At 69.5% G+C, this 22,636-nt stretch carries 23 protein-coding genes and 1 pseudogene; 10 read left to right on the forward strand and 14 right to left on the reverse strand.

Annotation, left to right across the window (positions count from 1 at the left end):
* Window positions 1–52 precede the first annotated feature (52 nt).
* Both RPX00_RS06755 and RPX00_RS06760 read right to left on the reverse strand, forming a co-directional pair.
* Window positions 53–1,681: an ABC transporter substrate-binding protein gene (locus tag RPX00_RS06755; RefSeq protein ID WP_406638498.1), complete on the reverse strand. Its 1,629-nt coding sequence runs from the start codon at window positions 1,679–1,681 to the stop codon at window positions 53–55.
* A 193-nt stretch (window positions 1,682–1,874) separates the two neighbouring features.
* Window positions 1,875–2,828 (reverse strand): exopolyphosphatase, encoded by a 954-nt coding sequence (locus RPX00_RS06760; RefSeq protein WP_406638500.1) that lies wholly within the window; start codon window positions 2,826–2,828, stop codon window positions 1,875–1,877.
* 177 nt (window positions 2,829–3,005) lie between these two features.
* Between RPX00_RS06760 and RPX00_RS06765 the strand changes: the two genes are divergently transcribed.
* Complete coding sequence (locus tag RPX00_RS06765) at window positions 3,006–3,749, forward strand: SDR family oxidoreductase (protein WP_406638502.1); 744 nt, start codon at window positions 3,006–3,008, stop codon at window positions 3,747–3,749.
* On the forward strand, window positions 3,746–4,480 hold the full coding sequence (locus RPX00_RS06770) for an SDR family oxidoreductase (RefSeq protein ID WP_406638504.1): 735 nt from the start codon (window positions 3,746–3,748) through the stop codon (window positions 4,478–4,480). Before RPX00_RS06765 ends, RPX00_RS06770 begins: the two co-directional genes overlap by 4 nt.
* Before the next feature lie 3 nt (window positions 4,481–4,483).
* On the opposite strand, the gene RPX00_RS06775 is transcribed toward RPX00_RS06770, so the two are convergent.
* Together RPX00_RS06775 and RPX00_RS06780 are read right to left on the reverse strand one after the other, a co-directional pair.
* Window positions 4,484–5,371: a LysR family transcriptional regulator gene (locus RPX00_RS06775; protein WP_406638506.1), complete on the reverse strand. Its 888-nt coding sequence runs from the start codon at window positions 5,369–5,371 to the stop codon at window positions 4,484–4,486.
* 52 nt (window positions 5,372–5,423) lie between these two features.
* Window positions 5,424–6,374, reverse strand: coding sequence for a lytic transglycosylase domain-containing protein (locus RPX00_RS06780; RefSeq protein WP_406638508.1), 951 nt, complete (start codon window positions 6,372–6,374; stop codon window positions 5,424–5,426).
* Here RPX00_RS06780 and RPX00_RS06785 point away from each other — a divergent pair.
* Window positions 6,360–7,370, forward strand: coding sequence for a hypothetical protein (locus RPX00_RS06785; RefSeq protein WP_406638510.1), 1,011 nt, complete (start codon window positions 6,360–6,362; stop codon window positions 7,368–7,370). The two genes, RPX00_RS06780 and RPX00_RS06785, sit on opposite strands and share 15 nt — an antisense overlap.
* 81 nt (window positions 7,371–7,451) lie before the next feature.
* Here the strand turns inward: RPX00_RS06785 and RPX00_RS06790 are convergent, their stop codons facing one another.
* From RPX00_RS06790 to RPX00_RS06805, 4 genes are all read right to left on the reverse strand, one after another.
* Window positions 7,452–7,973, reverse strand: coding sequence for a DUF501 domain-containing protein (locus RPX00_RS06790; protein ID WP_183124805.1), 522 nt, complete (start codon window positions 7,971–7,973; stop codon window positions 7,452–7,454).
* A gap of 496 nt (window positions 7,974–8,469) precedes the next feature.
* Window positions 8,470–8,835 (reverse strand): septum formation initiator family protein, encoded by a 366-nt coding sequence (locus tag RPX00_RS06795; protein ID WP_406638512.1) that lies wholly within the window; start codon window positions 8,833–8,835, stop codon window positions 8,470–8,472.
* Between the two features lie 192 nt (window positions 8,836–9,027).
* On the reverse strand, window positions 9,028–10,314 hold the full coding sequence (gene eno, locus RPX00_RS06800) for a phosphopyruvate hydratase (RefSeq protein ID WP_406638514.1): 1,287 nt from the start codon (window positions 10,312–10,314) through the stop codon (window positions 9,028–9,030).
* A 115-nt stretch (window positions 10,315–10,429) separates the two neighbouring features.
* On the reverse strand, window positions 10,430–10,921 hold the full coding sequence (locus RPX00_RS06805; protein ID WP_406638516.1) for a VOC family protein: 492 nt from the start codon (window positions 10,919–10,921) through the stop codon (window positions 10,430–10,432).
* A gap of 70 nt (window positions 10,922–10,991) precedes the next feature.
* Here RPX00_RS06805 and RPX00_RS06810 point away from each other — a divergent pair, with 70 nt between their 5' ends.
* A complete protein-coding gene (locus RPX00_RS06810) occupies window positions 10,992–11,396 on the forward strand; it encodes a tetratricopeptide repeat protein (RefSeq protein ID WP_378300269.1) in 405 nt (134 codons plus the stop codon).
* A 204-nt stretch (window positions 11,397–11,600) separates the two neighbouring features.
* Entirely contained in the window at window positions 11,601–11,780 is a 180-nt protein-coding gene (locus RPX00_RS06815; RefSeq protein ID WP_406638519.1) for a hypothetical protein, read from the forward strand.
* A gap of 546 nt (window positions 11,781–12,326) precedes the next feature.
* On the opposite strand, the gene RPX00_RS06820 is transcribed toward RPX00_RS06815, so the two are convergent.
* On the reverse strand, window positions 12,327–13,127 hold the full coding sequence (locus RPX00_RS06820; RefSeq protein WP_406638521.1) for a murein transglycosylase: 801 nt from the start codon (window positions 13,125–13,127) through the stop codon (window positions 12,327–12,329).
* A 268-nt stretch (window positions 13,128–13,395) separates the two neighbouring features.
* Between RPX00_RS06820 and efeU the strand changes: the two genes are divergently transcribed.
* The 5 genes and pseudogenes from efeU (at window position 13,396) to RPX00_RS06845 (ending at window position 18,241) form a co-directional block, all read left to right on the forward strand.
* Window positions 13,396–14,247, forward strand: coding sequence for an iron uptake transporter permease EfeU (efeU, locus tag RPX00_RS06825; protein WP_406638523.1), 852 nt, complete (start codon window positions 13,396–13,398; stop codon window positions 14,245–14,247).
* Window positions 14,248–14,249: 2 nt separating this feature from the next.
* Window positions 14,250–15,401 carry an iron uptake system protein EfeO gene (efeO, locus tag RPX00_RS06830; protein WP_406638525.1) on the forward strand — a complete coding sequence of 384 codons (1,152 nt, stop codon included), beginning with the start codon at window positions 14,250–14,252 and terminating at the stop codon, window positions 15,399–15,401.
* A pseudogene (gene efeB, locus RPX00_RS06835) lies at window positions 15,398–16,656 on the forward strand (iron uptake transporter deferrochelatase/peroxidase subunit). The gene efeO and the pseudogene efeB overlap by 4 nt, the downstream one beginning before the upstream one ends.
* A gap of 105 nt (window positions 16,657–16,761) precedes the next feature.
* Entirely contained in the window at window positions 16,762–17,826 is a 1,065-nt protein-coding gene (locus RPX00_RS06840; RefSeq protein WP_406638527.1) for an LLM class flavin-dependent oxidoreductase, read from the forward strand.
* A 4-nt stretch (window positions 17,827–17,830) separates the two neighbouring features.
* Complete coding sequence (locus RPX00_RS06845; RefSeq protein WP_406638529.1) at window positions 17,831–18,241, forward strand: PPOX class F420-dependent oxidoreductase; 411 nt, start codon at window positions 17,831–17,833, stop codon at window positions 18,239–18,241.
* A gap of 59 nt (window positions 18,242–18,300) precedes the next feature.
* Here the strand turns inward: RPX00_RS06845 and RPX00_RS06850 are convergent, their stop codons facing one another.
* Genes RPX00_RS06850 through RPX00_RS06870 form a run of 5 tightly spaced genes read right to left on the reverse strand, consistent with a single transcriptional unit; the run spans window position 18,301 to window position 22,419 of the window.
* Window positions 18,301–18,864 carry a hypothetical protein gene (locus RPX00_RS06850; protein WP_406638531.1) on the reverse strand — a complete coding sequence of 188 codons (564 nt, stop codon included), beginning with the start codon at window positions 18,862–18,864 and terminating at the stop codon, window positions 18,301–18,303.
* Window positions 18,864–20,210 (reverse strand): hypothetical protein, encoded by a 1,347-nt coding sequence (locus tag RPX00_RS06855; RefSeq protein ID WP_406638533.1) that lies wholly within the window; start codon window positions 20,208–20,210, stop codon window positions 18,864–18,866. The genes RPX00_RS06850 and RPX00_RS06855 overlap by 1 nt, the downstream gene beginning before the upstream one ends.
* Window positions 20,210–21,013 carry an ABC transporter ATP-binding protein gene (locus RPX00_RS06860; RefSeq protein ID WP_406638535.1) on the reverse strand — a complete coding sequence of 268 codons (804 nt, stop codon included), beginning with the start codon at window positions 21,011–21,013 and terminating at the stop codon, window positions 20,210–20,212. Before RPX00_RS06860 ends, RPX00_RS06855 begins: the two co-directional genes overlap by 1 nt.
* A 21-nt stretch (window positions 21,014–21,034) precedes the next feature.
* Complete coding sequence (locus RPX00_RS06865; RefSeq protein WP_406638537.1) at window positions 21,035–21,823, reverse strand: zf-HC2 domain-containing protein; 789 nt, start codon at window positions 21,821–21,823, stop codon at window positions 21,035–21,037.
* A 41-nt stretch (window positions 21,824–21,864) separates the two neighbouring features.
* Complete coding sequence (locus RPX00_RS06870; protein WP_406642807.1) at window positions 21,865–22,419, reverse strand: RNA polymerase sigma factor; 555 nt, start codon at window positions 22,417–22,419, stop codon at window positions 21,865–21,867.
* Window positions 22,420–22,636: the final 217 nt, after the last annotated feature.

Genomic DNA, 22,636 nt, shown 5'->3' on the forward strand with positions numbered 1-22,636 from the left:
AACCGGGATCGCCGCTCACGAGCCGCGTGGTGGGAACGGACGAGTCAGCGCATCACTTCTTGAGGACCTCGACCGACGAGTAGTCCGCGCGGCGGCGGAAGTCGAGGACCACGGTCTTGGTGTGCTTCGACTTGGCCGCGACGCCCTTCTCGTCCCACACCGGGATCGAGGGCAGGTCCTTCGCGATCAGGTCCTCGGCCTGCTGGTACAGCTTCAGCGCGGCGTCCTTGTCCGCCGTCGAGTCTGCCTGCTTCAGCAGCGCGTCGACCTGCGGGTTGGAGTACGTCGAGTCGTTCGACGACGCCCCGGTCCGGTAAAGCGGGTTGAGGAAGTCCTCAATGGACGGATAGTCCGCCGACCAGTCTGAGCGGCCCATGCCGGTCAGCTTGTGCCCGGTCACGATGCTGCGCCACTGGCCGAAGTCGGTCGCCGGAACGAAATCGCATTCGACGCCGAGCGTGTTCTTGATGCTGTTGCACGCGGCCACGAGCGGTTCCTTGCGTCCGCCGTCGGCGTTCGAGGCGATGGTGAGCTTGCCCTTGAACCCGGACTTCGCGAAGAGTTCCTTCGCCTTGGCCGGGTTGTACTTGCAGTACTCGCCGCACACGCCCGGCCGGTAGCCCGGAATGCCCTGCGAGATATAGCCGTCGGCCGGGACGTAGGTGTCGTGCATGACCGTCTTGGTGATCTGCGGGCGGTCGATCGCCATCGAGATCGCCCGGCGCAGGTCGAGGTTGTTGTAGCCGGGAACGTAGTACGGCACCGCGATCGTGCTGATGCCGAGCAGGTGCCCGGTGACCAGGTTGTCCTTGAGGTCGGTCTTGTACTTCTCCGCGGTGAGCGCGGACGGCGGCAGCGTCTCGATGAAGTCGAGCTTGTTGCTCAGCAGGTCCTGGTACGCGGTTTCCTGGCTGGCGTAGATCTTGACGTTGAGGTCCTTGAACTTGACCTTGTCCTGGCCCTGGTAGTCGTCGAACCGGGTCAGCTTGATCTCGACGTTCGGCGTGCGGCTGACGAACTTCATCGGGCCGTTGCCGATCGGGTGCTTCGCGAAGGCATCCGGGTCCTTGAAGAAGGAATCCGGCAGCGGCGAGAACGCGGTGTAGCCGATCTTGGTGGTGAACACGGAGAACGGCGCGTCCAGCGTGACCTGGAATTCGTAGTCGCCCTTCACGACCAGCCCGGACATCTTGTCCTTGGCCGGCTTCGCGTTCTTGTCCGCGGGATGGACGTCGGAGTAGCCCTGGATGTTCTCGAAGAACGTGCTGTTGATCTGGCCGTTCGCCGAGTTGGCCCCGTAGTTCCAGGCGTCGACGAAGTTCTTCGCCTTGACCTCGGTGCCGTCGTGGAACTTCCAGCCGTGCTTGATCTTGATGTCGAAGACCTTGGAATCGGTCGTGTTGATCGACTCCGCCATCTCGTTGTACGGCTCGCCGTTCTCGCCCTTGTACGCGACGAGCCCGGCGAACATCGGGTCGACGGCCTTGGAGCCGCCGAGTTCGTTGGTGTTCGTGGGGACCAGCGTGTTCTGCGGTTCCGTGCCGTAGACGGTGAAAGTCCCGTTCGGGTCTGCCTCGCCTGACGACCCACTGCCGGATCCGCCGCCCCCACAGGCAGTCAGGAGCAGTGACAAGGTTGTCACGACAGCGGCCGCGCTCCAGAGCCTGGATGAACCCCGCATGTCCCCTCCGTTTCTAGCGTCCGAATAGCGACATGGAGGCTAGCGTGATCGGCCCTTCGTAACCGGATCACCGGGTTGCACATGAATAACGACGCCGACCGTCACCCGGACAGCTCACGACGAACTGAGGTTGATGACTTTCGGTCATTTTGGTACGGGGGTACGCGCCCGGTTACGCGGCGCTGTGGAGCGGTCAGGCGAGCGACAAAGCGATGCCGTCCAGGATGTCGTGCTCGCTGACGATCAACTGGTCCGGACCACCGCGCGCGGCGAGTTCCTCCGCGAGCACCTGGACGACGACCGCGCCGCCGCCGATCACGTCGACCCGGCCGGGGTGGATCACCGGGTTCCCGGCGCGGGTCGCGCGGTCGGCCGCGAGGAGGTGTTCGGCGAGCCGGTCGATCTCGCCGTGGGTCAGCTTCGACAGGTGGACGCGCTCGGAGTCGTACTCGGGCAGCTCCAGCGAAACCGCCGACAACGTGGTCACCGTGCCGGCGACGCCGATCCAGGTGCGGGCCTTCGCGACGTCCACGACGTCGAACGCCTCGGTGAGGATGCCGCGCGCCAGCTCGCGAGCTGCGGCGATCTCGTCGGCGGTCGGCGGGTCGTCCTTCAACGCGCGCTCGGTGATCCGGACGCAGCCGATGTCGACGGATTTCGCGGCGAGCACCTCGGCCTCGCGGCCGTTCCAGGTGCCGAGGACGAGTTCGGTGGAGCCGCCGCCGACGTCGACGACCACGAACGGCCCGTCGTCCGGGTCCTGCTCGCCGACCGCGCCGGTGAAGGAGAGCCGGGCTTCCTCGTCGCCGCTGATCACCTCGGCCTCGACGCCGAGCGTCTCGCGGGTCATCGCGAAGAACTCGTCGCGGTTGCTCGCGTCGCGGGTCGCCGAGGTGGCGACCATGCGCACCTTCTCGACGCCCTTGCGCCGCGCGGCGACGGTGTAGTCGGCGAGCGCGGCGCGGGTGCGCTCGAGCGCTTCCGGCGCGAGCCTGCCCGTGGCGTCGACGCCCTGGCCGAGCCGCACGATGCGCATCTCACGGTGCAGGTCGCGCAGGTCGACCGTGCCGTCGTGGCGCGGCGTCAGCTCGGCGACGAGCAGACGGATGGAGTTGGTCCCGCAGTCGATCGCAGCTACCCGAGGCATGCCTCCGACTTTACTTGGTCGCCGCCGGTTCGCGGGGCAGGCGGGCATAGGCAGGCCCTATGCCCCCGCACCGGCATTTGGTCTTTGCTTTCCGCTCTTTTCCGGACGTACCGTTGCCGTGTTCGCCGCATTTCGTCGCGCGGCGTTTCTTTCTCCTTTATCGAAAGGTTCAGTGGCATGCCCACGATCGAATACGGATTGGCCGGAAAACGCGCGGTAGTCACCGGCGGTTCCCGCGGAATCGGCGCGGCAATCGTGCGCCAGTTGCTGGCCGCGGGCGCGTCGGTGCTCACCACCGCCCGGTCGGCCGGCCCGGTGCCGGAGGGTGCGTCCTTCGTCGAGGCCGACGTCCGCACGCAGGCCGGAGCCCAGACCATCGCCTCCGCCGCGCTGGAGACCCTCGGCGGCGTCGACCTGCTGGTCCACAACGCGGGCGGCGCGCGTCCGCACCCCGGCGCGTTGGCCATCCCGGACGACGAATGGCAGGACGCGCTGTCGGTGAACCTCCTGGCCGCGGTTCGCCTGGACGCGCTGCTGGCCCCCGGCATGCGGGACCGCCGATCGGGCGCGATCGTGCACATCTCCACGGCCGCGATCCGTCCGCCGTTCCCGCCGTTCCTGCACTACGTGGCGGCGAAAACGGCGCTGGAGGCCTACAGCCAGGGCCTGGCCGCCGAGCTGGCCCCGGCCGGAGTCCGCGTCAACGTCGTGTCGCCCGGCCGGACCGCCACCCCCGGCGGCGTGGCGACGCGGGAACAGTGGGCGAGCCAGTCGCCCGGCTTCGCGCTCCCTGAGGTCCCGCTCGGCCGCGACGGCGAGCCCGACGACATCGCCAACGCGGTGCTGTTCCTGCTGTCCGACCAAGCGAGCTGGCTGACCGGAAGCGGTCTGGCCGTCGACGGAGGCGAATACCCGCGATGAATGCGTATCAGGGCAAAATCGCGGTAATCACCGGCGGCAGCACCGGAATGGGTTTCGCCACCGCGAAATTGTTCGCCGACGGCGGTGCCAAGGTAATCATCACCGGCCGTTCGCAATCTCGCCTGGACGCGGCGGTGGGCCAGCTCGGCCCTGATGCGACAGCCATCCGCGGCGATGTGGCGTCCCTCTCCGACCTGGACACGCTGGCCGACCAGGTGCCCGGCCCGATCGACGCCCTGTTCGTCAACGCCGGGATCGCCCGGACCGAACCGTTCGAATCGGTCACCGAGCAGCAGTTCGACGAGCAGTTCGCGATCAACGTCAAGGGCGCGTACTTCGCCGTGCAGAAGCTCGCGCCGAAGCTGCGCTCCGGGGCCGGGGTCGTGCTGACGACCTCGACCGCGAACGTCATGGGCCTGCCCACGACCAGCGTCTACTCCGCGGGCAAGGCCGCACTGCGGTCGATGGCCCGCACCCTCGCCGCCGAACTGCTCCCGCGCGGCGTCCGGGTCAACGCGATCAGCCCCGGTCCGATCGACACCGAGATCCTCGAGGCCGGAATGACCGACGCGGAAGCCGTGCAGTTCAAGGCGGAACGAGCCGCGGCCAACCCGATGAAACGGCTGGGCACCCCCGACGAGATCGCCCGCGCCGTCGCCTTCCTGGCCTTCGACGCCACCTTCAGCACCGGCATCGAACTGGTCGTGGACGGAGGCGACACGCAACTCTGAGGGCTACGCGGCGACCGGCTGATACCAGGTCTCGTCCCGCAGAAACTCCAGCAACGCCATCTCCGCGGGCCCCGCACCAGGCCGAACCGCCGCGACGACGGGCTGGGAAACGACCGGAAACACCGGCCGGACAAGCTGCTCGTGCCCCTCCGGCACCGCCGACGCCGGAACGAGCGTCACTCCCAGCCCGTGCGCGGCCCACCGCACCGCCGTCGAGGTCTGCGACACCCGCGCGACCACGGCCGGGGCCAACCCGTTGTCGCGCAACACTTCGGTGAGGAAACCGTCGAGCGCGCTGTCCTGATCGAACCGGATCCAGTGTTCTTCTTCCAGCTCCCGCAACGCGATCCGATCTCGCTTGAGCAACCGGTGCCCAGCGCCGAGGACGACCACGAACTCCTCGTCCCCGAGGTGATGCCCCTCGTACAGCCCCTCCTCGCACGCCGAGCCCAGCAACGCGAGATCCAGCACCCCATGCCGGGCGAGCTGCTCCAGCTCCGCCGGATTCGGCTCCTCGAACACCGTCACCGCCAGCCGGGGAAACCGCTCCCGCAACGCCGCCAGCGCCCCCGGCAGCTGCCGCGTCCCCAACCCCATCTGCGCCGCGACCCGCAACTCGCCGACCAGCTCGTCCGCCCCGGCCCGAGCCGTAGCCCGCGCCCGCCGCGCCGCCCGCACCGCGACCTCGGCGTCGTGGAGAAACGCCCGCCCGACCACCGTCGGCACCAGCCCGGTCGGCGTGCGGGAAAACAGCTGCACGCCGAGTTCCCGCTCAAGCCCCCGGATCTGCTGCGAAACCGACGGCTGGGCAACGTGCAGCAACTCCGCCGCAGCGGTCACCGATCCCGCCTCCGCGACCGCCAAGGCGTACTCGAACTGACGAAGACTCACCGGTACTCCTGCTTTGTAATGATGTAAGCAAGCCTACCGGTTCTCGTCCGTTTCAGCTTGGCTTGGAACTGCTGGACGATACGCAGGTCGACGTCGTCGGCGAGGCCGAAGTCGACGTGGCCGAACTGCTAGACCCACACGTCGGAGTACTCGTCTCGGTGGTCGTCGAGCTAGTGCTACTCGGCACCCCGGACGTCGGCGTCCCGGTAGGCGTCACCGACGGCCGATCCGTAACAACCGGCGGCAAGGTCACCCCCACCTGCGGCGGCTTATTCCCGGGGTTAGCGGTCGGCACGGCACTGGACGTCGTCGGCGTGGGAGCCTCGACGGGAACCGTACTGTCCGGCACCTGCGCGACGCCCTTGCGATAAGCCTCGGCCCAGAGGATCACCGTGGTGACGTAGGCGTCGGAGTTGTTGTAGCGGTAGATGGCAGTCCGCAACTGGTCTGGATTGGCCAGATCGAGCCCGCCGGAGCAGAGATAACGCGCCGCCGCGAGCGAAGCGTCGAACAGATTGCCAGGGTCGGCCTTTCCGTCGCCATTACCGTCCGCCGCATAGCTTCGCCAGGTCGCGGGGATGAACTGGAACGGCCCGACCGCCCGATCCCACACCGGATCGTGATCCAGCAGCCCATGGTCAGTGTCAGGAATCGCCGCATACGGACCGGTCCCGTTGAGCTGAGGCCCGAGAATCGGCTGGAGAGTCGTCCCCGCGGCGTCGACATACCCACCCCGCGCGTGATTCGACTCGATCCGTCCGATGCTCGCGATGAGCGCCCAGTCGATATGACAGCCCGGCTGCTCCTTCCCCAGCACCTCAGCCGCATGCCGATACGCGACGAGCGCGGTAGCCGGAATCCCGAGCGGCCCATCCGGAAGGTCATACGCGGGCAAGGGAACCGGCGCCGGCGCATCAGGCAACCGCCCGTCGACCGCGACTCCGCGAATGCCCGGGTCATACCCCTGATCAGGCATCACGTCCGCGGTGTGGATCACCGGCATCCGCCCAACCCACCCGACGATCAACCCCGCCCCGACGGTCGCCGGAAGCACCCCCAGAATCCCCGCAAGCAGCGCGACAACCGTCCGATGCCGCGAAGCCGCTCGGTGCGCCCGATAACGCCCGCGCCGCACCCGAACCCGCACCCAACCCGGCTTATCCGGCGGCGGTGCGACGAGGGTGCGCTTGGCTTCTGCCGAACGAGAGAGGGTTTCTTCGCTCGCTGCTTCACCAACGCTGACCACCTCGCCGCGGCTGGCTCGGGTGCCAGCTACCTCAGCAGCCGCCTCGTCGTCGGCACGGTCTCCATCGGCTGTCGCGCCATTGGCGGGTTCGCCCTCGTCTCTGATCTCCTCGCCACCAGCCGCACCGACTACCCCGGCACCCTCACGTTCGCCGATCTCGGTGCCAGCAACAGGCCCACCAGGAGCTACCTCGGCAACCCCAGGTGCGCCGATCTCCTCGCCAGCAGCCGCAACCCCATCAGCTGTCCCATCGCCAGCCTCGCCACCGTTTACCTCAGCCTCGCCGACTTCTTCGCCACCAGCCACAACCTCGCCAACGACTACCTCAGCACCGGAGTCGCCGACCACCTCGTCGCCAGCAGCCCCGCCGCCAGCCCTATCCTCGCCGCCGACCACCTCAGCGCCCCGGTGACCGACCCCCTCGCCGACAACCGCTCCGACATCAGTCGCCTCGGCAACCCCGCCGTCAGCACCGGCCTCGCCACCAGCCGAGTCACCGCCACCAGCGCCATCCACACCGCGCGCCGCACCACCGGCACCGCCCGCGCCACCGGTGCCGCCCGCGCCATCCGCACCAGCACCATCCGCACCACCGGCGTCCCCCGCACCAGCATCAGCCGTCGATTCGGCCCGATCCCCCACCACGGAAGACCCCTCAGCCCGCACCGATCGGCGAGATCTGCGTGGCACCCGCACTGTCCGCCCCTCCCCGGCGCGCCCGGCGGTGCACCCAGGCTCGCCTGCTCGGTGTGAAGCTCCGGTGCTCGCCGCGAAGCATTCCCACCCAGGCGGGCACCGCCTCTGCTGTGCCTATCCGCGCCCGAGACCGGAGCGTTACCCGGCGCAGTCGCCCGTCGGCCAGCCCTGTTCGCGGACCCAGGCAAGGGTTTCGTCGCCGAACGGGTTCACTCCCGGACCGGCCGCGAGCGTGTGCGCGAGGTGGACGTGCAGGCATTTCACCCGTCCGGGCATCCCGCCCGCGGTGACCTGCGTGCCGAGCGACTCGATGGCGTCCCGCTCAGCCAGGTACGTCTCGTGCGTGCGCTGGTACGCCGCCGCGAGTTCGGGGTCCGTGGTGAGCCGTTCGGTCATCTCCTTCATCACGCCGGACGCCTCCAGCGTGCCCACCATCGACGTCAATCGCGGGCAGGTCAGGTAATACAACGTCGGGAACGGCGTCCCGTTCTCCAATCGCGGACTGGTCTGGACCACCGAGGGATGCCCGCTCGGACACCGCGCGGCCACCGCCCGCAACGCTCGCGGCGGCCGTCCGAGCTGCTGCGCGATGACCTCCCGGTCGGCATCGGTGACGGGCTCGAATCGGGGTGTCTCCGTGCTGCTGTTCACGCTCTCCAGGCTAATGCCGCCCTCCGCCCGGCCCCTCTCGACCTCCGCCGAAACGGCCGAGTTGTCCACAACCCGCACACCGTGTGGACAACTCGCCGCGCCCGCCTCCGCCGCTCTTCCGATGTGGTTAACGTGGAAGGCAGTCGAAGCTTCGCCACGAAGAACAAAGTCAGCCCACGCCAGCAAATCCCCGCGCAGCCGCAGGAAACGACCAGCACCCACGACGTAAAGGAGCGTGTCTAACGACCCAAAACCAACCAGCGAAAAACCAACCGGCGAAAGGCCAACCGGATACCTGAGCGACCGGACACCAAAACCAGCCGGACACCTGAGCCACCGGACACCAAAACCAGCCGGACACCTGAGCCACCGGACACCAAAACCAGCCGGACACCTGAGCCACCGGACACCAAAACCAGCCGGACGCTCAGCCGCCGGGCACCTCGGCCGCCGAACACTCAGTCGCGGGCACCTCAGCCACCGGACATCTCGGCCGCCAGAAACCTCAGCCGCCGGAAACCTGTGCCCACAGGTTCTCGTACCAAGGCGCCTGCGGGGCGGGCGACTGCCCGGGCTGTGCGGCGGTCGGCGAACCGGGCTGGTCCTCGGGCAGCTGGACCATCCACGGGGTCTCGCCGGGCTTCACGTACCGGAGCCGTCGGCGGGCTTCCGCCTCGATCTGGGCCGGGTCGCTCAGCTGGGCTTTGCGGTCGCGCAACTGGGCGACCTCGTGCTGGAGCTGGGCGAGCTGCGCTTCCTGGTCCCGGACCTCGGAACGCTGGGAAAGGTAGGTGCGCAACGGGACCGCGACGGTGAACGCCAGCGCGCAGACCACGATCGCCACGACGGCGGCGCGCCGGGTGGTCGACATGCCGAGCACCTTGGCCGCACCGGAGGCGCGTTTCGCCGCCAGGCCGCGGCGAAGCCGGGCCCTGGTCGTCTCCGTCGTGTCCGCGCCGGTGCGGCGCCGGGCCGACGCGGGACGGCGGGCCCTGGTGGACCCGCTTCCCGCGGCCCGGCCGCCGCGGCGGCTGCGCGCCCTCCCCGGTCGGCCATGTGCCCCTCAGGCCTCCGCGCTGAACCGCGGGAAGGCGAGATCGCCGGCGTAGCGCGCGGCGTCCGCGAGGGTTTCCTCGATGCGCAGGAGCTGGTTGTACTTCGCGATCCGCTCGCCGCGCGCCGGGGCTCCGGTCTTGATCTGGCCGACGCCGGTGGCGACCGCGAGGTCGGCGATGAAGGTGTCCTCGGTCTCGCCGGACCGGTGGCTCATCATCGACTTGTAGCCGTAGGAGGTGGCCAGCGACACCGCGTCCAGCGTCTCCGAGAGGGTGCCGATCTGGTTGACCTTCACCAGCAGCGCGTTCGCCGCGCGGCGGGTGATGCCCTCCTCGAGGCGGTCCGGGTTGGTGACGAAGAGGTCGTCGCCGACGAGCTGGACCTTGTCGCCGATCTCGGCGGTCAGCTGGACCCAGCCGTCCCAGTCGTCCTCGCTCAGCGGGTCCTCGATGGAGACCAGCGGGTAGTCGCGCAGCAGTTCGCCGTAGTAGGCGGACATCTGCTCCGCGCTGCGCTTCGTGCCCTCGAAGGTGTAGGCGCCGTCGGAGTAGAACTCGGTCGCGGCGACGTCCAGCGCGAGCGCGACGTCGCGGCCCGGCACGTAGCCCGCCTTCTCGATCGCGGCGAGGATCAGGTCGAGCGCCTCGCGGTTGTTGGCGAGGCTCGGCGCGAAGCCGCCCTCGTCGCCGAGGCCGGTGGCCAGGCCGCGGCTCTTCAGCACCGACTTCAGCGCGTGGTACACCTCGGTGCCCCAGCGCAGCGCCTCGCGGAACGACTCCGCGCCGATCGGCGCGATCATGAATTCCTGGATGTCGACGTCGGTGTCCGCGTGCGCACCGCCGTTGAGGATGTTCAGCATCGGCACCGGAAGCACGTGCGCGTTCGGCCCGCCGAGGTAGCGGAACAGCTCCAGCTCGGCCGATTCCGCGGCGGCCTTCGCGACGGCGAGCGAAACGCCGAGGATGGCGTTCGCGCCGAGCCGCGACTTCGCCGGCGTGGCGTCGAGGTCCACCAGCTTCTGGTCGACGATCCGCTGGTCGACCGCGTCGACGCCGACCAGGTCCGGCCCGATCTCGTCGAGCACCGCGGCGACCGCGCGCTCCACGCCCTTGCCGTTGTAGCGGCCGGTGTCCCCGTCGCGCAGCTCGACCGCTTCGTGCTCGCCGGTCGACGCCCCGGACGGCACCGCCGCCCGAGCCAGGGTGCCGTCGTCGAGCGCCACCTCCACCTCGACGGTCGGGTTCCCGCGCGAATCGAGAATCTCGCGCGCGCCTACCTGCTCGATGAGAGCCACGCTCTGCTCCTTGGTGGGTCGTGCCTGCGGTGACGCCGCCCAGAGTAACTGCCCAGCGTGTTCACCCGTTGGAGGCCAGGCCGGTGCGGAGCCGTTCCGCTGCGTGTTCTCCAGCTCAGTCGGGCACTTCGCCGGTCTCGTCGGCGGGCGGGTCCTCCGGCCGTACTTCGCGCCACCCCGACGGCAGTTCGACCTGGTCGGTCACCTGCTGCCAAAACGTCCAGCTGTTGCCGCCCGGATCGGCCACGGTGAAAATCCGGGCACCGTACGGCTGGTCCTGCGGCGGCTCCGGCGCGGCGTCCTCACCGAGCGCCGCGGACACGCGCTCGTGCTGCGCGTCGACGTCGGTCACGTACACGACGTTCAGCTGTCCGACCGGCCCTTCGACGCCCTTGGCCTCCCAATATTCGGGACCGACCCCGGCCAGCTGGAGACGCGCGTCACCCGCGCGGAGCGTCGCCTGGAAGACCTCGCCTGCCCCGTCCTCGAAGCGGACTTCCTCAGTGAAGCCGAACACCCTGGTCAGCCACGCGAGGGCGGCCGTCGCATCGCTGTAGTAGAGGTACGGCGCCAGTCCCACGTAGTCGGGTTCCTGATCGCTGCTCATGGCGGCACAGTCCATCACGACTCCTCTGCCGGTCGTGCAACGCCCTCCGCGCCGGTATCGTGAGGCGACCATGACGGACGCCGCAGCAGCCCCCGAACCCGACGGCGAATCGCGCTTCCGCAGGTTCCGCAATGCCGAGCACCTGGTCGCGCGGCGTCGCCCGCTCGACGCGCTCAAAGAGCTGGAACCCCTGCTCGACGACGAACAGGACAAGCCAAGCGTCCAGCTGCTCGCCGGGCGTGCGTACTTCCACTCCGCCCAGCTGCGCCGCGCCGAACGCGCCTTCACCCGCGTGCTGGAGCTGGATCCGACCGACCATTACGCCCGGTTCGTGCTCGGCCGCACCCTCCAGCGCCTCGGCCGTTTGGCCGAGGCGCTCGCGCAACTGCGGATGGCGTCGGCGATGAACCCGGTGCCGGAGTATCTCGAAGCGATCAGCGAGGTCAGGGCAAGGATCACGCTCAGCGACCACTGAGCCGCGCGTCCCGAACGTGCAGCCGCGGAGGCACTCACGTGCAACCGAGGGATCCAGCCCGCCCGCGGCGCGTCTTCTGAAGTGAAAAGGCAGCGGGGAAGCCTGGCCATCCGGCGACTCGGCTCGGCCGGTCGGCCGATCCGAGCGGACCGGCCGAAGCGCGATCCTTGGTGTCATCACAGAGAGCGATTAGAGGAGGCCGACATGACCGCGCTGACCGTGATCGGAGCGACCGCCGGGCTGCTCGTGCTGGTGCTGATGGCGCTGGCGCCGGCGCTCGTGGAACTGAACGAACGCCACCCGGTGCGGCCCCGCAAGCAGCCCGTGCGCACCGAGGCCCTGCCGCAGAAGCCGGTGCGGGTGGCCGCGCTGACGACCCACTGACTGCCAGCGCGCTGACCTAGCCGGAGCAGGGTTCCGCCGCTCGCCGAACCTGGCGCGCAGCGGTGCGGCAACAGGACCGGCTCAGACAGCGCGAGCAGCCGACCGGCTACGACGGGACCGGGCAGCTATTCGGTTCGGTTCGAACCGCTGACCGCCGAGCGAACCCATCCGGCCAAGCCGTCGGCTCACCGGCCGAACAGACCCGGCCACTCCGGCCAGTCGCGATCAAGCCCGGCCAAGCCGCTCGCTCGCCGACCAGGTCGGACCACCATCTCGGTCGACCCGCTGAAGCCAGATCAGGCCGCCACCTCGGTCAATCCGCTCGCCCGCCGCAGCCAGATCAGACCACCACCGCGGTCGACCCGCCTACCCGCCGCAGCCGGATCAGGCCGCCACTCCGGTCAAGCCGCTCGACCGCCGCAGCCACGTCAGACCACCGCCTCGGCCGACCCGCCCACCCGCCACAGCCAGATCAGGCCGCCACTCCGGCCAAACCGCGCACTCGCCGCAGCCCGGTCGCGCCACCACAACCGCCGGCCAAACCGCTCACGGCGCCACGCTCTCCGCCGCGTAAGAGTCCGCGGCCGCGAAAACGTCCTGTACGTAGTTGACCGCCGGGTTGTAGAACAGCATCGCCTTCCACCAGCCCGCCGGGGTGCCCAGGTCGTCGTTGCCGGAGCAGAGGTAGCGGGCGGCGGTGAAAGCCGCGTCGTCGAGGTTGCGGGGGTCGGCGGTTTTGCCGTCGCCGTTGGCTCGTTGGGCGTGTTTGTGCCAGGCATCCGGCAGGATGCGCAGCGGGCCGATGCGGTGATCCGCGGTGCGGTCGCCGTCGAGTTTTCCGGTGTCGGTGTCCGGGGCTTCCGCCGCGCCGGGTTTCACCGTCATAGTCCCGTCCGGGCCGGGTTTTTCCGTGCCGAAGGCCAGGTTTCCGATCGCCGCGAGCGTCGCCCACGACAGGTGGCACGACGGTTTTTGCCGCTGCATCCACATTTCCGCGCGTCCGTACGCGGCGAGCACTCGCGCGTCCAGGTGCGTCTTTTCGGCGACCCGGTTCGCCCACGCGTCCAGTTCCGCTTGGTCGGAAACGAGCGGGCGGTCCGGCGGGGCGGCCAAGCCGACTCGCGGGGCTTCGGAGCCGGGCTGCGGGCGCGGCTCGTGCTTGGCCGCGACCGGGGGCGGAGCGGCCGCGGCGGGAGGGGGCGGCGGGTCCGGGTTCTCGATTCCGATGGTCACCACCAGCACGACCCCGGTCAGCACCAGGCCCAGCGACATCGCGATTCGGCTCGGGTAGCGGCGCGGCGGGCCCGCCGGGGACGGGGTAATAGTCGGCTGAGTGGTATCGGCCACCCGGACAGGTTACTGATGAACCCGGCAGTGGGACGCTGGACTGGGCGAATGGCAAGCGGATGGTTAACTCGGGAGCAAAGCCGCCCAGGTCACACAATTCGTTACGTGACGCGTCGGCGACGCTCTGACCTGCGGTTACCCTAACCTAACTCCTGCCGAAACGTCGTTTTGCGCATTTTGCCGGACCCAGTCGCCGCACTTCCCTCTGGACTTACAGGCAAGCCTTACCTAAAACCATCAGGTCAGGTAGTCGAAGGAGGGCTGAACAGTGGTGTTTTCCAGCGCGCTCATCGGGCTGCGCGAGGGCCTCGAAGCCGCGCTTGTGGTGAGCATCCTGGTCGCCTTCCTGGTCAAGACCGACCGGCGGCACGCGCTGCGCTACGTGTGGCCCGGGGTCGGCGTGGCGGTGCTGCTGTCGGTCGGCGTCGGCGCGATCCTCACCTACAGCACCGCACAGCTGAGTTTCGAGCATCAGGAACTGCTCGGCGGCAGTCTTTCCATCGTCGCGGTCGTCTTCGTCACCGCGATGATCTTCTGGATGCGCAAGGCTTCCCGGCACATCGCGGCCGAATTGCGCGGCAAGATGGAGGACGCGCTCAAGGTCGGTCCGGCGGCGGTGCTGCTGCTGTCGTTCCTCGCGGTGGGCCGCGAAGGGCTCGAAACCGCCGTCTTCTTCTACTCGGCCGTGCAGACCGCGCAGTCCGACACCTTGCAGCCGCTGGTCGGGTTCGTGATCGGGATCGCCGCCGCGATCGTGCTCGCCTACCTGCTCTACCGCGGCGCGGTCCGGTTCAACCTGGCGAAATTCTTCACGATCACCGGCGTGCTGCTGGTGTTCGTCGCCGCCGGCGTGCTCGGCTACGGCCTGCACGACCTGCAGGAAGCCGGGTTCATCCCCGGGCTGACCACACTCGCCTTCGACGCGTCGAGCACGCTGCCGGAAACCTCCTGGTACGGCGCGCTGCTCAAGGGGATCTTCAACTACTCGCAGCAAACCACTGTGCTGCAAGCGATCGCGTGGGTCGCCTACGTCGCGATCGTGCTGCCGCTGTTCCTCAAGCCCGCCCGCAAGAACAAGACCGAAGCGGCTCCTGCCGCACCGGCCGCTGCCAAGGAGTGACCGTGCCCCAGTTCCGCAAAACCTCGACGGCTGTGCTCACCGGCCTCGGCGCGCTCCTCGCGCTGACCGCCTGCGACAGCACGAATTCCGCGTCCGGTCCCTCCGGCGCGGCCTCGGGCGGGCCGATCAAGGTCGAGGCGTCCGACACCGCCTGCTCGGTGTCGGCGACGACCGCGGCCGCGGGCAATCTGACCTTCGAGATCGCCAACAAGGGCAGCAAGGTCACCGAGTTCTACCTGTACGCCGAGGGCGACCGGATCATGGGCGAGGTCGAAAACATCGCGCCGGGGCTGAACCGGCGGCTCATCGTCGAGGTCCCGCAGGCGGGCAAGTACCAGACCGCGTGCAAGCCGGGCATGGCAGGCAACGGCATCCGCGGCGACTTCACGGTCACCGGCGGCGCGCAGGGCCAGGGCAACGCCAGCGCGCAGAAGGCCGCGGCCACCAAGAGTTACGCGACCTACGTCGAGAACAACAGCTCGGCGCTGGAGACCGAAACCGCGAAGTTCGTCACCGCGGTCAAGGCGGGCAAGGTCGACGAGGCGAAGGCCGAGTACGCGCGCACCCGCGTGTTCTACGAGCGGATCGAGCCGGTCGCGGAGAAGTTCGGCGATCTCGACCCGTCGATCGACGCGCGCGAGGCCGACGTTGAACCGGGCCAGCAGTTCACCGGTTTCCACCGGCTGGAGAAGGACCTGTGGACCACCGGGCTGAAGCCCGACAGCCCGCAGCTCGCGGACAAGCTGCTCAGCGACGTGAAAGCGCTGGTCGCCAAGACCAAGACGCTGCAGCTGAGCGTGCTCGACCTCGCCAACGGCGCGAAGGGCCTGCTCGACGAGGTCGCGACGAAGAAGATCACCGGCGAGGAGGAGACCTTCTCGCACACCGACCTCTGGGACTTCCAGGCCAACCTCGACGGCTCCAAGGGCGCGATCGCCGCGCTGCGGCCGATCCTGCAGGAGCGCGACGCGGCCCTCGTGTCCACTTTGGACAAGCAGTTCGCGAATGTGCAGGGGCTGCTGGACAAGACCCGCTCCGGGGACGGCTTCAAGTACTACAACGAGCTTTCCCAGGACCAGATCAAGGCGTTCGCCTCCGCGGTGGACGCGCTGAGCGAGCCGCTCAGCAAGGTCGCCGAGGTCGTGGCCAAGTGACCGAGGAGGGGACGCAGGTTTCCCGCCGGAAGCTGTTCGGGCTGGCCGGCGCGGGAGTCGCGCTGGCGGGCGCGGGCGCGGCGGCCGGGGTCGGCATCGACCGGCTCGGCGGCGCCACCCCGCCGCGGCCGCGGTGTCCACTGTGGACTTCCACGGCGAACACCAGGCCGGGATCGTCACGCCGACGCAGCAGAACCTGCACTTCGCCGCGCTCGACGTGACCACGAAGGACGCCGGCAAGCTGCGCGAACTGCTGCGCACCTGGACGGCCGCGGCACGGCGGATGACGGCCGGCCAGGAGGTCGGCCCGGACGGCGCGCTCGGCGGGTCCGCGCAGGCGCCGCCGGACGACACCGGTGAGGCGCTCGACCTGCCCGCCTCCGATCTGACGCTGACGATCGGCTTCGGCCCCTCGCTCTTCGACGACCGGTTCGGTCTCGCCGCGAAACGCCCGCCGCAGCTGATCGACCTGCCGCTGTTCCCGAAGGACAAGCTGGACCCGGCGCGCAGCGGCGGCGACCTGTGCATCCAGGCCTGCGCGAACGATCCGCAGGTGGCGGTGCACGCGGTGCGCAACCTGGTGCGGCTGGGCTTCGGCGTCACCGAGGTGCGCTGGTCGCAACTCGGCTTCGGCCGCAGTTCGTCGACCTCGCGTTCGCAGCAGACGCCGCGCAACCTGTTCGGCTTCAAGGACGGCACGAACAACGTCAAGGCCGAGGACACCGACGTGCTCCGCGACCAGGTGTGGGCGCAGGCCAGCGACGGCCAGGCGTGGATGGCGGGCGGCACCTACCTGGTGGCGCGCCGGATCCGGATGCACATCGAGACCTGGGACCGCGAGACGCTCGCCGGGCAGGAGCAGATTGTCGGGCGCACCAAGGGAACCGGCGCGCCGCTCGGGCAGACCGGCGAGTTCGACCAGGTCGACCTGCAGGTCGGCGGCGAGGGCGGGACCCCGCTGATCGCCGAGGACGCGCACATCCGGCTGGCGTCGCGCCAGACGCGCAAGGGCGTGCAGATCCTGCGCCGCGGCTACAACTTCGTCGACGGCTCCGACGGGGTCGGCCACCTCGAAGCCGGGCTGTTCTTCCTCGCATTCAACCGGGACACCCGCTCGCAGTACGTCCCGATGCAGCAGGCGCTGTCGTCGAAGGACGCGATGATGGAGTACCTGCAGCACACCGGTTCCGCGCACTTCGCGATCCCGCCGGGCCTCACCCCGACCAGCAACTGGGGTGACGGACTCTTCGCCTGACCAGTACAAACCTCCCCGCCCCGCCACTGCGTGGGACCGGTTGCCGGTGCCTTCCCGGCCAGCGACGGTGACCGCGTTCATCCGCGCGAGGTGAGGAGTTCGGTCGTGGGCGCAGTGGCACAGCCGCGGTTCGGGGTGTGGGCGGTCGTCTACGGGTCGTGGGGCCCGTTCGATCATCCGGACGATCCGGTGGACGCGAGCTGGGAACGCAACCGGCGGCTGATCGTCGAGGCCGACCGGCTCGGCTTCGATTCGACGCTCATCGCGCAGCACGTGGTGAACCCGTTCGGCGACGAACTGGACCAGCTGGAGACGTGGACGTCCGCGGCCGCGCTCGCCGCGCTCACCGAACGGATCGAGATCATCGCGGCGATCAAACCGTATCTCGTGCATCCGGTGGTGCTGGCGAAACAGGCGCTGCAGATCCAGGAAATCAGCGGCGGCCGGTTCGGGCTGAACCTGGTCAACGCCTGGTACAAGCCGGAATTGGAGCGGGCGGGCATCCCGTTCGCCGAGCACGACGAACGGTACGCCTACGGCCGCGAATGGATCAGTGTCGTGCGCGGGCTGCTGGCCGGCGAGCGGGTTTCGTTCGAGGGCAAGCACTTCCAGGTCGACGGGTACCAGCTGCGCCCGGCCGGTTCGTCGCCGACCGTGTACGTCGGCGGGGAATCGGACCCGGCGCGAGCGCTGGTCGCGGACAAGGCCGACGTGTGGTTCATCAACGGACAGCCGAAGGAGAACGTCGCCCGGCTGATCGAGGATGTCGCCGCCCGCCCGCGCTCCGGTCCGCCGGTCCGGTTCGGACTGTCCGCCTTCGTGGTGGCCCGCGAAACCGACGCCGAGGCGGAGGCCGAACTGGCGGCGTTGTGGGAACTGGCCGAGGCGGGCAAGGCGCGCTGGGAGGCGCTGGTCGCCGACGCCGATCCGAAGGCGGTCATGTTCCAGACGTTCGCGAAGTACCCGCACATCGGCACGAACGGCGGCACCGCGGCCGGCCTGGTGGGCAGTTACGACACCGTCGCACAGCGGATCCGCGAGTGGGCGGACCTGGGCATCGAGACGTTTATGGTGCAATTTCAGCCCTTCGAGGCGGAGATGCGGCGGTTCGCCGAGCACGTGATCCCTCGCGTGCGCTTGACTTCAAGCAAACTTGAACTTGCACGGTAGGTGAATGTTCACCGACGCAGAACTCAGCTACCTGGCCGACCAGACCCTCGGCCGCGTGGCCACCCAGCAACCGAACGGCACCCTGCAGGTCAGCCCGGTCGCGTTCTCCTGGAACGCGGAGACGAAGACCATCGACGTGAGCGGGTACAACCTGGCGAAGAGCCGGAAGTACCGCAACGTCGATGCCAACGGCCAGGTCGCCATCGTGATCGACGACCTGCCCTCGACCGAGCCGATGCGCGTCCGCTGCCTGGAAATCCGGGGCCGGGCGGAAGCGGTGCCGAATGCCTTCGAGCCGGACGGCCACCTCGACGGAGCCGTGATCCGCATCTACCCGCAGCGCATCATCAGCTTCGGCATCGACGACCCGGACCACGAACCGCTGGAGACCAAGCCGAATAACCGGAACGTCTGAAGTCGCGTCGGCCCGCAGTCCCGCCCCTGCCTGGGGGAGGGACGGGACTGCGCCTGTTCTCAACGACGTGCACCCGCCCCCGCGTACGCCGCCGTGCCCACCACGAACAGCAACCCGGCCATCCACCACGCCGCCTCGGCGTCCGCCGCCGCCATCGGCCAGGCCACGATGTCGTAGACCTGGCCAGCGGATTTCGGCACGAACGCCGTCGTCATCGCCCAGCCCAACGGCAGCGTCCAGCCGAACTGGCCGCCGAACAGCGTGGCCGCCAGCCCGGTCAGGCCGAGGAGCCCGGCGGCGTTGCGGAGAACCCAGCCGGTGTCCATCGGGGATTCGACAAGCCCTTGTGCGGCAAGCGTTACGCCACCGGCTAGCACACCGATCAGCAGGAGGTGCGCCAATCGCCGGGGCGGCCAGCGGAAAGAGGCCGTGCGGTCGAGGTCGACGTCCTGTCCGCTGAGGCCTACGCCCGCCACCGCGACCGTGGCCCCGAGAGCGATTGTCGCGAGAAACGTCGTCCAACTGCCGCCCAGCAACAACGGGAAGACGACGGCGCAGAGCAACACCGCCACCAACGCCGCGACGAGGTGGCGCGAACGCGCGTACAGCGCTGTCCACCGCATCAGCGCGCCCCCTCCATGAGGACCTTCAACGGGTCGCCGGTGCAGGTCAGCTCCATCTGCCGGGCTGCGGCGATCCGGGCGGTCTGCTCCGCTTCGGGCGCTGCCTTCAGCGCTGCCCACGCTGGATCCGTCCTGGTCTGCAGCGGAGGCTGGGCGTAGGAAGTCGGCGGCGTGTACGAGCCGACCAGCCACTGCGCCATCACCCAGCGCGCGGCGTCCTCCCGGTCGTTCCGCTCGCCGCCGTAGGCTGAGGGATGACAGGGCAATGTCCCGGCACCACGCAGCAGCGTCATGGTGAGGCTGGGGCCGCTTTTCTGCTGTAGCGCGTAGTCGTCCTGCTGGATCAGCACCCGGGACGAATCTCGTGGGCGGGTGCCGGTGTTCCGGAACGAGTCCGCCGACTCCTCGACTCGGGTCGGATGCTGTGGCAGTTTCTCCAGCCTCCGCAAGGCTTCCTTGCCGGGACCGGCCACAGTGGACATCCAGTCCTCGTGCAGCCGCGTCACGCACACCGGGCCGTCGCAGACGAGTGCGGCCGCTGTCTGGTCCGTGACGTAGTTGTCCGTCGACGAGGCCGGGAAGAGCGGCAAAGCGACCGCCAGCCCGGCCGCCACCGGCAGCAGCGCGAGCACCTTGGTCCGCGCCGAACTGGCCAGCAGCAACAGGATTCCGGCGGCGGTGAGCCCGAGCAACCAGCTCAGCTGCCCGATCTCCACCGCGGGCCGCGGCAGGTCGAACGGACCGCTCGGCCCCACCTGCCCGATCCCCAGCAGCACCACCGGGTTCGGCATCGCACCGTTCGTACCCGACACCTGCGCGAAGAGCCCGCCAGCCAGCGCGAGCACGGCCAGCGCCGGAGCGGTAATCGGATACGGCAGCAGCCGCCCGAGACCGAGCCCCAGTGCCACGCCGGCGATCACGGACAGCACGCCGAGCACCAGTTGCGTCACCCATGCCGTGGTGAACAGCCCGCCCTGCGCCACGACCTGCCCGGCCCCGGCGGCGACGAGCACCAGATAGCCCACCACCGCGGCGAGCCCGAGAGCGAGGCCGAGCGTCATGGCTCGGTGCCCGGCGGGCCGGGGCGTGGAGCCGAACAGTTCGCTGACCCCGGCGCGGGCGTCCCGCATGCCCTGGATCGCCGAGGCTCCGACGATGATCGGCCACATCAGCACCAGCAGATAGCGAGGCCATCGCACCGCGGTCAGCCACGTCGCGTTCCAGGCCGCGGAACCGTGGGCCCACGGCCCGCGCGAGAGCAGGAGCAGCCCCAGGCTCACCGCCAGCATCGCGACCGGCACCCATACGGCGATGGTGCGCCGGAGTTCGATCCGGAACGCGCTCATCACCACGCTCCCTTCCCCTGCGCGTGGCCGAGCAGCGCCGAATAGCCGCGCTCGATCGGGCTGTCGCCGACGTCCGCCTCGCTGCCCGCCGCAGCTAGATCTGCTGGCGTGCCTTGGAAAACCAGCTTCCCGGCGGAGAAGAGCACGACGTCCGAACACGCCGCGGCGACGTCCTCGACCAGGTGGGTCGACACGATCACGCACGCGTCCCTGCCGATTTCCTGCAACAGCTCCCGGAAGCGCAACCGCTGCGCCGGATCGAGCCCGGCGGTGGGTTCGTCGAGCAGCAGGAGCACCGGGTCGTTCACGATCGCCTGCGCGATGCCGACCCGCCGGACCATGCCGCCGGACAGCGCCTTCATCTTGTCGTCGGCGCGGTCGGCGAGACCGACCCGCTCGATCGCGCGCTGCACCGCGCCCGGCACCTCCGTTTTGGGCATCTCCTTGAGCCACGCCATGTATTCGACGAACTCGCGGACGGTGAACCGCTTGTAGTACCCGAAGGACTGCGGCAGATACCCGATCCGGCGGCGCAGTCCGCGCTGGTCGAAGCGCATCCCGACCGGAGTGCCGAGCAGCGCCAGCTTGCCCTCGGTCGGCCGCAGCACGGTGGCCAGGGTGCGGATCAAGGTGGTCTTGCCCGCACCGTTCGGCCCGAGCAGCCCGTGCACCCCCGTGCCGAGCGCGAGGTCGAGGCCGTCGACCGCCATCCGCTTGCGGCCGACCCGCACTTTCAATCCCTGTGCCTGGACTTCCCAGGCGTAAGTCGCCGGAGCGACCTCGGCGGCTTCCACAGCCCGCATTGGTTTCCCCTCTCGTTTCCCTCAGTGATGGGCGGCAAGCCGCGTGAAAGTGTTCCGGCGAAGCACGACGAACACGGCCGCGACGACGGCGGCCGCGAGCCAGCCCGGCCAGGCCGCGGAGTCCAGCAGGACCGAGCCGCCGAACGCGACGCTGGGCACCACCAGCGCGCCGAGCCACAGGCCGACCAGGATCGAAGCCGCCCAGGCGACGCCGATAAACGTGCCGAGCGCGAGCGTCCCCGTGGTGAACGCGAGGCTCGGCAGCAGCCCGAGGCCCAGCTCCGCGCCGACCAGCCAGCCCGCGAACAGCAGCACCACCAGCACCGGCACCACGACCGCCGTGGTCCGCCGCAGGATCAGCTCCAGCCCGGCGCGCGGGGTCGCCATGGTGAGTTCGTACGCCGGGTCCAGCCCCCGCGACCACGCCGCCGCCACCCCGAATACCGGCAGCACCGGGGACAACATCTGCACGAACGACGGTCCCTGGTGGAGCGATCGGTCGAGGTAGATCGACAGCGCGCCGACCACCAGGACCATCAGCAGCCACGGCACCATCACCGGGGTCGCCCAGCAACGCAGCCATGCCATGGCCCGGCGCGGTGCCGGATCCGGTGCTTCGGCGAGATCCTGCTCCAGCCCGGCCCACACGGCGCCGAGCAGACCGGACACCTCGGCGGTGGTCGCGCCGGAGAGCCGGGCCCGGCACTGCGCGCACTTCTCCAGGTGCCCCTCGATCGCCCATGCCTCGTCTCCCGGCAGTTCGCGCCCCTCGACGTAATCGGCGAGCATCCGGTCGGACAGGTGATTCATGGCGTGACCTCCTTCAGCCAGACCTGGTTCCTCGGCGACGTTCACGACAGCGCCTCCCGCATCGCGATCCGGGCGCGCCGGGCCCGGGTCTTGACCGTGCCCTCTGGCAGATCCAGCAGGATCGCGGTCTCGCGGACCGACAATCCGTCGAGCACCATCGCCTGCAGGACCTCGCGCAGCTCCGGGGCGAGGGTGCGCAACGCGTCCCCCACCGAATCGCCGACCGTGCCCGCGAGCGCCTCCTCCTCGGCGGCCGGAGCCACCAGCGGCTGCCGCGCCTCGGGAGGCGGATGCGCGTGATGCGCCCGCCGCCGGTACGCGTCGATGAGCCGCCGCGCCGCGATGGTCCAGACCCAGCCCACGGCGGAGCCGCCGGCGACGACGCCCGCGAACGAACTCGCGGCGCGCCACACGGCGAGGTAGGTCTCCTGCATCACCTCCAAGACGATCTGGTCATCGGAGCAGCGGCGACGCAGGCGAATCGCGAGCCACGGCGACGTGCGGCGGTACAGCTCTTCGAACGCCGCACGGTCACCGCGGGCGGTGCGCCGGAGGAGGTATTCCTCGTCCGGCTCCCTGGGTGGCTTGTGCTTCACACCCGGCAAGACGCCACCTCCGCGCTTCCGGTTCTCAGATTCGCGTGATCTGGGTCACATTCACCGAGTACGGGTTATCCGACCGCCGAGGCAATCGTGCCCCGGGGAGGTCCGGGGGCGCGGGTCGACAGGAGGGGCTCCGTCGTTCGGGTGAGGGCGGGGCGCGGCTGGGGGTCGTGAGTGGCTATGCCGGTTAGAACCGGGATAGCCACTCACG

It is taken from the genome of Amycolatopsis sp. WGS_07, assembly GCF_045278895.1.
Taxonomy (GTDB): Bacteria; Actinomycetota; Actinomycetes; order Mycobacteriales; family Pseudonocardiaceae; genus Amycolatopsis.